At 75.6% G+C, this 10,820-nt stretch carries 8 protein-coding genes and 1 pseudogene; 4 read left to right on the top strand and 5 right to left on the bottom strand.

What is annotated here, in order from left to right; all coding sequences use genetic code 11:
• From ACYVJ4_RS06965 to ACYVJ4_RS06950, 4 genes and pseudogenes are all read right to left on the bottom strand, one after another.
• Positions 1–858: pseudogene (locus ACYVJ4_RS06965) on the bottom strand (hypothetical protein); the annotation flags it as partial.
• A 5-nt stretch (positions 859–863) separates the two neighbouring features.
• Positions 864–1,664, bottom strand: coding sequence for a PP2C family protein-serine/threonine phosphatase (locus tag ACYVJ4_RS06960; protein ID WP_460459386.1), 801 nt, complete (start codon positions 1,662–1,664; stop codon positions 864–866).
• Complete coding sequence (locus tag ACYVJ4_RS06955) at positions 1,661–2,188, bottom strand: hypothetical protein (protein WP_460459385.1); 528 nt, start codon at positions 2,186–2,188, stop codon at positions 1,661–1,663. Before ACYVJ4_RS06955 ends, ACYVJ4_RS06960 begins: the two co-directional genes overlap by 4 nt.
• A gap of 94 nt (positions 2,189–2,282) precedes the next feature.
• The gene (locus ACYVJ4_RS06950) at positions 2,283–3,506 is read right to left on the bottom strand and encodes a WXG100 family type VII secretion target (protein ID WP_460459384.1); all 1,224 of its coding nucleotides are present in this window, start codon (positions 3,504–3,506) and stop codon (positions 2,283–2,285) included.
• A 138-nt stretch (positions 3,507–3,644) separates the two neighbouring features.
• Between ACYVJ4_RS06950 and ACYVJ4_RS06945 the strand changes: the two genes are divergently transcribed.
• A complete protein-coding gene (locus ACYVJ4_RS06945; protein ID WP_460459383.1) occupies positions 3,645–4,937 on the top strand; it encodes an MFS transporter in 1,293 nt (430 codons plus the stop codon).
• 28 nt (positions 4,938–4,965) lie between these two features.
• On the opposite strand, the gene ACYVJ4_RS06940 is transcribed toward ACYVJ4_RS06945, so the two are convergent.
• Positions 4,966–6,369 carry a CCA tRNA nucleotidyltransferase gene (locus ACYVJ4_RS06940; RefSeq protein ID WP_460459382.1) on the bottom strand — a complete coding sequence of 468 codons (1,404 nt, stop codon included), beginning with the start codon at positions 6,367–6,369 and terminating at the stop codon, positions 4,966–4,968.
• Between the two features lie 60 nt (positions 6,370–6,429).
• Here ACYVJ4_RS06940 and ACYVJ4_RS06935 point away from each other — a divergent pair, with 60 nt between their 5' ends.
• The 3 genes from ACYVJ4_RS06935 to murJ are packed head-to-tail and all read left to right on the top strand — an operon-like array spanning position 6,430 to position 10,789.
• Entirely contained in the window at positions 6,430–6,906 is a 477-nt protein-coding gene (locus ACYVJ4_RS06935; protein WP_460459381.1) for an NUDIX hydrolase, read from the top strand.
• A complete protein-coding gene (locus ACYVJ4_RS06930; RefSeq protein WP_460459380.1) occupies positions 6,903–9,134 on the top strand; it encodes a DUF6049 family protein in 2,232 nt (743 codons plus the stop codon). Before ACYVJ4_RS06935 ends, ACYVJ4_RS06930 begins: the two co-directional genes overlap by 4 nt.
• Complete coding sequence (gene murJ, locus ACYVJ4_RS06925; RefSeq protein ID WP_460459379.1) at positions 9,131–10,789, top strand: murein biosynthesis integral membrane protein MurJ; 1,659 nt, start codon at positions 9,131–9,133, stop codon at positions 10,787–10,789. The genes ACYVJ4_RS06930 and murJ overlap by 4 nt, the downstream gene beginning before the upstream one ends.
• Positions 10,790–10,820 lie beyond the last annotated feature (31 nt).

The following is a 10,820-nucleotide window of genomic DNA, read 5'->3' as shown; positions in this document are numbered from 1 at the left end:
GGGCACCGAGCTGATCAGCGGGCGCGGCGCGTCGGGGGCCGGCGCCGGCGCGGACGGCGGGACGTCGGCCCCGGCCGGCCGCTCGTGGTCGGTGGTCTCGGCCGACGGCGGGGGCAGCGTGAGGTCGACGACCGACGGGTCGGCCGGACGGCGCGGGGCCGGCTCGGGCGCCACCGGGTCGGGCGCCGCAGCCGGCTGTGCCGCAGGGGTCGCGGCCACTGCCGGCTCGGGCGCCGCCGGGGCCGCGGGCACGCCGCCCAAGTCCAGACCGCGCTCGGTGGCGCCGAACAGGAAGTCGTACGAGAGCGCGGGTCCGTCGTCCGGCACCGGTTCCTGCTCCGGCACCGGGGCCTCGGCAACCGGCTCGGGCTCGGCCGGCACCGTCAGCGACGGCGGCAGCGGCCAGGCCGCCTCGACCGGCGCGGCGACCGCGCGCTCCTCCTCGACCTCGGCGACCGGCGGGTCGAGCGGGACGCCCGACGCCTCGTCGAGGCCCGGCGCGAGCAGCACCAGCGCCTCGACGTCGGCCAGGTCGAGGTCGAGCCACGGCCGCGCGCCCAGCGAGACCACGACCTGCTCGCCCGCCGCCGTGCGCACCACGGCCCGGGCCGCACCGCGGACGACGACGCGCGCCGTCCCGTCCTCGGCCCACGACGCCGCGACCACGTCGGGCACCGCCCGCAGGCCGCCCACGAGCAGCTCGTCCAGCACGTCGTCCAGCACCGCGAGGTCGGTGCTGGCGGTGGCCCGGCAGGCGTCGGCCACGGCGTCCGGAGCGCCGTCGTCGAGCACGACGACGAGCCCCGTGCCGCGGACCAAGGTCCACGGGCCCGAGGCCACGACGACGTGCGGACGCACCGCTGCTACCCCCCTGCTCCGGTGAGCTGGCCCCGCGGTGAGGTGTCCTCGTCGACGTCGGCCACCCCGGCCCCCCGCGAGAGCGCGACGACGATAGCAGTGACGTTGTCGCGGCCCCCGGCCTCGAGCGCGGCCTCGACCAGCCGCTCGGCGGTGCGCTGCGGCTCGTCGTCGTCGGCCAGGACGGCGGCGATGACGTCGTCCTCGACCTCGTCGGTCAGGCCGTCCGAGCACACGACGAACCGCTCGCCCGGCTGCTGCGGCACCACCCACAGGTCGACCTGCGGCATCGGGTCGTGCCCCAGCGAGCGGGTGACGACGTTGCGCCGCGGGTAGGCGCGGGCCTCGGCCGGGCTGAGCATCCCGGCGTCGACCAGCTCCTGCACCTCGGAGTGGTCGACGCTCACCTGGTGCAGGTCGCCGTCGACGTAGCGGTAGACGCGCGAGTCACCCACGTTGAAGACCGCCCAGTGCGGCGAACCGCCGGCCTGCACGACGACGAGCCCGCTGGCCGTCGTCCCCATGCCGGACTGCTCGGGGTGGCGGGCGGACGACGAGAGCATGTCGGCGTTGGCGGTACGCAGCGCGGCGAGCACGTCGGCGGCGCGCAGGTCCTCGCGCGGCGCGAGCTCGCGGAACGCCTCGACGACCAGCCGGCTCGCGACGTCGCCCGCGGCGTGGCCGCCCATGCCGTCGGCCACGACGTACACCGACCCCTCGGCCAGCACGCAGTCCTCGTTGCGCCGCCGGCGGTGGCCGACGTCCGTGGCCGCCCCCACGGCCATCTCGAGCGGGGACGCCGTCACGGTGCCGAGGTCGGCGCGGCCGGGTCGGCCCCGGTCGTGCTCGTGCCCCCCGGCGCGACGGTGACCTGCTGGATGACGCGCTGGATGAGCGGGTAGTCCTCGGTGGCGGTCGTGCCGCCGACCGAGCCGGTGATCTGCACGAGGTCCTGCAGGTCGCCCGCGGGCAGCAGGGTGAACAGGTGGGCCTGCACCACGGTGCCCGCCGCGGGGTCGACCCACGACACATTGCGCCCGGCGTACTCGTGCCCGCCGAAGCTCGAGCTGAACGGCTCGCTGGCCTCGCCCCTGGGCTTGGCCCGCGCGTACTCCTCGACCTCGGTCATGGCGTCGGCGAGCGAGTAGTCACCGCCGCGCCGCTCGAAGCGCAGGACGACGTTGGCCAGGAAGGCGTTCTGGCCGCGGTCGGCCACGCGCGCGGCGAGCGCCGTGCCCGGCACCGAGACCGCCTCCCAGCCCTCGGGCACCTCGAGCGCGGCCGAGGGCGCCCCCGGGAACCGGTCGCTCGGGTACTGCAACGTCGTCATCGCGCTCTCCTCGCCTGTCCTGTCCATCACGATCGCCCCGCTCGTCCGCACATCGTGTCATTGCTCCCCTCGGGCCGGTGCCCGATCGCGCCGATCAGCCGATCCAGCCGGTGGCGCCGTCCCACAGGTCGCCCGCGGTGTCACCCACGGAGTCGAGCGCCTCGCCCGGGTCGACCTCGAAGCCGACGTCGAAGCCGCCGCCGATGCCGAGCGTCGCGCCGACGTCGAAGTGCACGCCGACGTTGCTGGTGGTGAAGCTGGCGTCCACGTCGGCGTGCGCGCCGATGCCGTACGACAGCTCGCCGCCGCCGGTGGCGGTCACGCCGTGCGAGGACGCCGAGACCTCGGTCTGCACCTTGCCGCCGGCGAACGCCTCGCCGCCCGCGCCGATCTTGGCGCCGTCCTTGCCGATGCTGCCCTCGGCCTTGCCGGTCGCCTCGGCGCCGACGTACCCGGTGGTGTGCTGGCCGTACTCGACGCTGCCGACCTTGCCCTTGCTGGTGCTGCTCGCGTAGGCGGCGTAGATGCCCGCCGTGCCGGTCGCGCCGAGGGTCAGGCCGTTCTTGTCGATCTTCAGCTCGGCCTCGTGCTCCTCGCGGGCGGAGCCGAAGGCGACGTAGGCCGGGCCGTCCTCGTCGCCGAACTCGAGGGCGTTGGCGCTGTGCTCGCCGCCCTGCTGCCACAGCTGCACCGAGGGGTCGACGTGGTCCTTCCACGACGGGTCGTGCTGCAGCGGGCTGGTGCCGTCCTGGTGCCAGGTGTCGGTCGTCTCGTAGCGCCACTCACGCTTCGCGCCGTCGCCGTCGACGTAGGTCTTGGTGTCGGACGTCGTCGTGCTGCCGTCCGGGTTCTCGATGGTCCAGCGGTCGTGGTCGGTCCAGTCGGGCTCGGGGTCGTGCTCGTACGACACCCCGGGCGTCACGCCCCAGGGGGAGTCGTCGTCCCCGCCCCCGCCGTCGCCGTCCGACGTCGAGCCGCCGGGCGTCGGGCCGACCGGGCCGACCGGGTCGTCGCCCCCGCCGCCCGTACCACCGGTGCCGCCGCCGGCCGTGCCCCCCAGCCCGCTGGTGCGGCGCTGTTCGTCGGCCTGCCCGTGCAGGGTGCGGGCGCAGCCGGTGAGGGCCTCGTGCGCCTGGGTCAGCTGCGGGGTGACGACGTCGCGCCACTGGCCGAGCAGCCGCGCGTAGTCCGGGCCGGACCAGCCGCCGTGCATGGCGGTCATCGCGTGCGCCGCCCGCTCCCGGATGGAGTCCAGCGACCGGGCGTCCGCCCGCAGCAGCCCGGCGATCCGGTCCAGCTCGTCCGGATCGGCCCCCATCTGCAGAACCATCACGTACCTCCCCTGTCGTGGCGCACACGCTAACCGTGACCAGGGCTCCCGGACGATGGGGAGAACTCCCCTGACCGGCTCCCCACCGTGCGCGTCACCCGTCCGGGTGCTGGCTACCGTGGGGCCGTGCCCTTCGTCGCGGACCTGCGCACGGTGCTGCGAGGCCGCGACTTCCGCCGGCTGTTCGCGGTCCGCGTCGTGTCCCAGGCCGGGGACGGCGCGTTCCAGGTGGCGCTGGCGAGCCTGGTCTTCTTCTCGCCCGAGCGGGCCGCGACCCCGCAGGCCACGGCCGCCGTCTTCGCCGTCACCGTGCTGCCCTACACCGTGGTCGGGCCGTTCGCCGGGGTGCTGCTCGACCGGTGGCGGCGCCGGCAGGTGCTGCTGGTCGCGAACCTGGTGCGCACCGTCATGGTGCTCGGCGTCGCGGCGCTGGTGGCGGGCCACCACGTGGGTGTCCCGCTGTACGGCGCGGTGCTGGCGTGCCTGGCGGTCAACCGGTTCTTCCTCACCGCGCTCGGCGCCGGGCTGCCGCACGTCGTCCCGCGGCACGAGCTGGTGATGGCCAACGCCGTCTCGCCGACGTCCGGGACGCTGTCGGCGCTCGCGGGCGGGGGCCTGGCCTACCTGCTGCGCGCCCGGCTCCCCGAGGGAGACCGCGGCGACGCGGTGGTGCTGGTCGCGGCCGCGGCGGTCTACCTCGGGTCGGCGCTGCTGGCCCTGCGCATGGCGGCCGGGCTGCTCGGTCCGGACCACGGCGAGCGGACGGCGGTGGGCTGGCCCGCCGTCGTCCAGGGGGCACGGCACGTGCGCGAGCGGCGGCCGGCGTGGGACGCGCTCGCCGTGATCGGCGTGCACCGGTTCGCGTACGGCCTGACGACGATCGCCACGATCCTGCTGTGCCGCAACCACTTCAACGACCCGGACGACGTCCAGGCCGGGCTCGCGCTGCTGGCCCGGACCTTCATCGCGGCCGGTGCGGGGTTCGGCGTGGCCGCGCTCGTGACGCCGGTCGCGACGTCCCGCTGGGGCACGGGCGGCTGGATCGCCCGCTGCCTGCTCGCCGCGGCGGCGGTGCAGGCCGTGCTGGTGGTGGTGCTCGTCGTCCCGGTCGCGCTGGTGGCGGCGTTCCTGCTGGGCGTCGCGGCGCAGGGCGTGAAGATCTGCGTCGACGCCGTGGTGCAGCGCGAGGTCGACGACGACTTCCGCGGCCGGGTCTTCGCGTTCTACGACGTGGTCTTCAACGCGGCGTTCGTCGTGGCGGCGACCTGCGCAGCGCTCACCGTTCCGGCCGACGGGTTCTCGCCGGTGCTGTTCGCCGTGGTCGCCGCGCTCTACCTCGGCGCCGGCCTGCTCTTCGCCCGCACCCTGCGCCGCCCGGCCCCCACCCCCGCCGTGCGTCCGAAGAACTGGTCGCCATAGCGACCGTTCCTTCGGACGCAAGGGCGGGTCAGGTCGACGACTCGGGCTGCTCGGACCACCACGCGAGCAGCCGCTCGCGCGCGGCCTCCGGCGGCAGCGGTCCCTCGTCGAGGCGCACCTGCAGCAGGTGCTGGTACGCCCGCCCCACCACCGGGCCGGGCCGGACGTCGAGCAGCGCCATGATCTGCTGGCCGTCCAGGTCGGGCCGGATCGCCGCCAGCTCCTCGGCCTCGGCCAGCCGCTCGATCCGGGCCTCGAGCTCGTCGTAGGTGCGCGAGAGCCGCGCGGCCTTGCGCACGTTGCGCGTCGTGGAGTCCGAGCGGGTCAGCTTGTGCAGCCGGTGCAGCAGCGGCCCGGCGTCGGTGACGTAGCGGCGCACGGCCGAGTCGGTCCACTCGCCGCCGCCGTACCCGTGGAAGCGCAGGTGCAGCTCGACCAGCCGCGCGACGGCCTTGACCGTGTCCTTGTCGAACCGCAGCGCCTTGAGCCGCTTGGCCACGAGCTTGGCGCCGACCACCTCGTGGTGGTGGAAGCTCACCCCGCCGCCCGGCTCGAACCGACGCGTCGCCGGCTTGCCGACGTCGTGCAGCAGCGCCGCGAGCCGCAGCACGAGGTCGGGACCGGGCACGTCGTCGTCCTCGAGCGCGATCGCCTGGTCGAGCACGGTCAGGGAGTGCTCGTAGACGTCCTTGTGGCGGTGGTGCTCGTCGATCTCGAGCCGCAGCGCGGGCAGCTCGGGCAGCACCACGTCGGCCAGCCCGGTGTCGACCAGCAGCCGCAGCCCCTCGCGCGGCGCCGGCGCCAGCAGCAGCTTGACCAGCTCGTCGCGCACCCGCTCGGCCGACACGATCGAGAGCCGCTCGGCCATCGCGGTCATCGCGGCCTGCACCTCGGGGGCCACCGCGAAGCCGAGCTGGGCGGCGAACCGGGCGGCGCGCATCATCCGCAGCGGGTCGTCGGTGAAGGACGCCTCCGGCGTGCCGGGCGTGCGCAGCAGGCCCTGCGCCAGGTCGGTGAGGCCGCCGTGCGGGTCGACGAAGTCGCCGGCCGGCAGGGCCACCGCCATCGCGTTGACCGTGAAGTCGCGGCGCACCAGGTCGTCGTCCAGGCGGTCGCCGTAGGCGACGACCGGCTTGCGGGAGTCCGCGTCGTACGCCTCGGCCCGGTAGGTGGTCACCTCGACGACGTCGTCGCCCTTGCGCGCGCCGATCGTGCCGAAGGCGCGCCCGACGTCCCAGGTGGTGTCCGCCCACGCGGCCAGCACGCGCTCGGTGTCGTCCGGGCGGGCGTCGGTGGTGAAGTCGAGGTCGTTGACCGCCCGCCCGAGGATCAGGTCGCGCACCGACCCGCCGACCAGCGCGAGCGCGAACCCGGCGTCCGCGAAGCGCTCGCCGAGACGGACGGCGACGTCGGGCACCTGGGGGCTGGACACGACCGCACAGCCTAGGTCAGGTGGCGCGGGGCCGGGCGACCCGCTCGTTAGAGTGACGCCGTGCCCCACCCCTCGCCGCGCCCTGCTCGACGGCTGCCGTCGGTCGAGGAGACGTCGGCCGGCGGGCTGGTCGTCGACCGCTCGGACGGCGAGCCGCGGGTGGCGCTGATCGCCCGCCGCAACCGGGCCGGCCGGGTCGAGTGGTGCCTGCCCAAGGGCCACCTGGAGGGCGACGAGACGCTCGAGCAGGCCGCCGTGCGCGAGGTCGCCGAGGAGACCGGCATCCGGGGTCGCGTGCTCGCCTCCCTCGGCACCATCGACTACTGGTTCTCGGTGCCCGACAAGCGGATCCACAAGGTGGTGCACCACTACCTCCTGGAGAAGGTGGGCGGCCGCCTGACCATCGAGGACGACCCGGACGCCGAGGCCATCGACGTCGCCTGGGTGCCGGTCGGCGAGCTCGACGCGAAGCTGACCTTCCCCAACGAGCGCAGGATCGCGGGCCAGGCCGCCCGCCGGCTCGCGGACATCTCGTGACCGCGCGGGTCCTGCGGCCGCTGCTGGCCGCGCTGCTCGGCGTGCTCGCCGTCGGCGCACCGCTCGTGGCGCCCACGACCCTGCACCCGCTGCCCCGCGCGGCGGCCGCCGAACCCGGCGAACCGCTGCCCGCCCGCATCACCCTCACCGCCGTCGCTCCGAGCCTGGTCACCCGCGACGCCACCGTGCAGGTCAAGGGCAGCATCACCAACACCGGCACCGCGCCGCTGGACGAGGTGGTCGTGCGGCTGCGCGCCGTGGGCGGCCGGCTCGGCACGCGGCTGGACGTCGCCGCCTGGCTCGACGGCAAGGACCAGCGCGAGGGCGTCCCGGTCGAGCCGTCCGTCACCCTGCCGCACCCCCTCGCACCGGGCGGTCGCGCCCGCTTCGTGCTCGACGTCCCGGCCGGGGCGCTCGCGCTCGGCCCCGAGTTCGGCGTCTACCCGCTGGTCGTCGACGCGCGGGCCACGCCCGAGGGCGGCGAGCGCGACCAGGTGGCGCTGACCCGCACCACGCTGCAGTGGCAGCCCGAGAGCCGCCAGTACGAGGCGCAGCAGATCACCTGGCTGGTGCCGTTCACCGGGCTGCCCGGACCGGTCGCCGGCACCGGCGACGCCGCGCAGCAGCTGGCGCGCACGGCGGCAGCGGTCGGCCCCGGCTCGCGGCTGCGCGACCTGCTCGACGCCGCCTCCGGCCCAGGAGTGGTCTGGGCCGTCGACCCCGAGCTGCTCTCGACCCTGCAGCAGGCGGCCACGGCTCCCGGCACGAGCTCGCCGACGTCCACCGGCACCGCCACGAGCGGGGGGACGGCGACGACGCCCACCGGCACCGGCAGCCCGACGACCGGCGGGGACGGCGACGGCACGGACGCCGGCGCCGCCGACCGGGCCGTGGTCCGCGACTACCTGGCCGACCTCAAGGCGGCCGCGGTCGGGCGCGAGGTGGTCGAGCTGCCGTACGCCGACCCCGACCTCGAGGCGCTGGGCGACGCCGGGGCGCTCGCCGTGCTGCCCGCCGCCCGGGCCGCCGGCGCGGGCACCATCACCGAGGTGCTCGGGGTCACCCCGCGCACGGACGTCGTCTGGCCGGCCGACGGGTACGCGAGCGACGAGCTGGTCACGGCCCTGGCCGGGCAGGGCACGAGCGCGCTGGTGCTCGACGACCGCACCCGTCCGCTGGTCGAGGCGCTGAGCTACACGCCGGACGCCCGCACCACGAGCCTGCCCCAGGACACCACGGCCGTGCTGTCCGACAGCGCGCTCTCGGGCCTGCTGGCCCGCACCCGGCGCACGAACGCCGCGAGCACCAGCCGGCTGCTGGCCGAGACGGCCGCCGCCACCACCGAGCGCCCGGGACTGAGCCGCCGGCTGCTCGTCACGGTGTCGCGCACCGCCGAGCTCGACCCGACGGCCTTCCGCTCGGCCGTGGCCGCCGCGTCCGCCGCGCCCTGGCTGCGCACCACGCCGCTCGACGCGCTGCTCGCGCCCGCCGCCGACCGCGGCGACAGCTCGACGCTGGCCCGGCGCGAGGGCCCGGCCCCGCGCGGACGACGCGTGCAGGGGATCCGCGGGGCCGACGTCCAGGTCGGTCTCGGCCTGCGCTCGCAGCTCTCGGCCCTCGGCGAGGTGGTCGACGACCCGGTCGGGACGACGGCGGGCCTGCAGCGCTCGACGCTCGACCTGTTCTCGTCGACCTGGCGGGGTCACCGCACCGAGCTCCCCGCGCGGCAGCAGCGCGAGCGCCAGGACGTCGCCCGGCTCACCCGCCAGGTGCGCGTGCTGCCGACCACCATCACGTTCCTGCGCAGCTCGGGCCAGCTGGTGCTCACCATCAGCAACGACCTCGACCAGCCGGTGCACGACCTGCGGCTGAAGGTCGTCGCGCCCAGCCCGCGGCTCGTCGTCAGCCAGGAGGTCAGCGACCCGCTCACGCTGCAGCCGGGCACCCGCGCCAGCGTCCGGGTGCCGGTGCGGGCGCTCGCGAGCGGCGAGGTGGCGCTGCAGGCGCAGCTGCTCGCGCCGTCCGGTGCGGTGCTCGGCGCCACCGAGCAGGTCAAGGTCCGGGTGCGCCCCACCGACTCCTGGGTGCTCACGGTGGGCGGGGTCGTCGTCGGGCTGGTGCTCGCGGTGGGGCTCGTGCGCGCGCTGCGCCGGCCGCGGCGGCGGGCCCGGGCGGCGACCACCCCGCGTGAGACGCTGACGTCCCCCGACCTCGAGGACGGTGCATGAGCGAGTCGCGCTCCGGCGACCCGAGCTTGATGCGGTCGACGTCCGTCATGGCGGCGGGCACGTTCGCCTCGCGCATCCTGGGCTTCGTCCGCACCTCGCTGCTCACCGGCCTGCTCGGGGTGAGCGGCGCGCTCGCGGCCGACACCTTCGCGACCGCGAACACCGTGCCGAACCAGCTCTACAACCTCATCGCGGGCGGCCTGCTGAACGCGATCCTGGTGCCGCAGATCGTGCGGGCGGCCCGGCACGACGACGGCGGGCAGGCGTTCCTCGACCGGCTGCTGACCCTGTCGCTGCTCGGCCTCGCCGCGGTGACCGTGGTGGCCACCGCGCTCGCGCCGCTCGTGCCGGTGGTGCTCAAGCCCAGCCACTTCACCTGGGACGCGAGCACAAGAGCGCTGTGCGTCGCCTTCGCCGTCTGGTGCCTGCCGCAGGTCTTCTTCTACGGCGTCTACACGGTGCTCGGCCAGGTGCTCAACGCGCGCGGCCACTTCGGCGCCTACATGTGGGCGCCGGTGGCCAACAACGTCGTGGCCATCGCCGGGCTGGTGGCGATGTTCTTCTGGATCGGCGGCTTCGACGGCCGGACCAACCCGCACCCGCCGTCGAGCTGGACGTCGGGCGAGATCGCGCTGCTGGCCGGCACCGCGACCCTCGGGGTCGTCGTCCAGGCCGTGGTGCTGCTGGTGCCGTTGCGCCGCATGGGGTTCCACTACCGACCCCGGCTCGGGCTGCGCGGCGTCGGGCTCGGGTCAGCGGGCGCCGTGGCCGGATGGACGTTCGCCGCCGCCCTGATGGGCCAGCTCGGATACATCGTCACCGCGAAGGCGGTCAACGCAGCCGGCGCCGCGGGCGGGCCGGGCCAGAACTCCTACGGCAACGCGTTCCTGCTGTTCATGCTGCCGCACTCGCTGGTGACGGTCTCGCTGGTGACCGCGCTCTTCACGCGGATGAGCCACGCGGCGGACGCCGGCGACCTGCGCACCGTGCGCCGCGACGTCTCGGTGGGGCTGCGGCTCACCGGCGTCGCGACGGTGCTCGCGCTGGCCGGCATGGTCGCCGTCGGCTCCGAGCTCACCGACACCCTGTTCCTGAAGAACAGCCCGGCCGACACCCGGGCGATCGCGCTCGCCGCCACGGCGATGATGCTCGGCCTGGTGCCGTTCAGCGCCCAGTACCTGTTCCAGCGCGCGTTCTACGCCTTCGGCGACGCGCGCACCCCGTTCTTCATCCAGATCCCGGTCGTCGTGACCATCGCGGTCACCAGCTACCTCAGCGGGCGCTACCTCGACCCGAGCGACATCGTCGTCGGCATCGGGCTGGGCATGGCCCTGGGGTACGCGGTGGGCGCGGTGCTGTCGGCGGTGACGCTGCACCGCCGGCTCGGCGGGGCCCTCGACGGACGACGGGTGCTGCGCACCTACGTGCGGCTGGCCTGCGCCGCCGTGCCGGCCGTGGTCGTCGGGCGGCTCGTCGCGTGGGGCGTGCACGGCGCGCTCGGGACGACGAAGCCGGCCGCGGTGCTGGTGCTCGTCGTCGGCGGCTCGCTGGTCGCGGTCACCTACGTGCTGGTCTGCCGGCTGCTGCACGTGAGCGAGCTGGACGAGGTCGCCGAGCCGGTGCTGCGCCGCCTGCCGGGTCGACGAGGCCGATAACGCTCAAGTCGGGCCCCGCGTCGTCCGACCT

The organism is Angustibacter peucedani (genome assembly GCF_054779595.1).
Note: the sequence above shows the minus strand (reverse complement) of the source record. Positions and strands in the feature narration are given on the sequence as shown.

Bases quoted from the DNA above. Each gene is read 5' to 3' on its own strand.
- ACYVJ4_RS06955 (WP_460459385.1), bottom strand. From the start codon at position 2,188: ATGACGACGTTGCAGTACCCGAGCGACCGGTTCCCGGGGGCGCCCTCG.
- ACYVJ4_RS06950 (WP_460459384.1), bottom strand. From the start codon at position 3,506: ATGGGGGCCGATCCGGACGAGCTGGACCGGATCGCCGGGCTGCTGCGG.
- murJ (WP_460459379.1), top strand. From the start codon at position 9,131: ATGAGCGAGTCGCGCTCCGGCGACCCGAGCTTGATGCGGTCGACGTCC.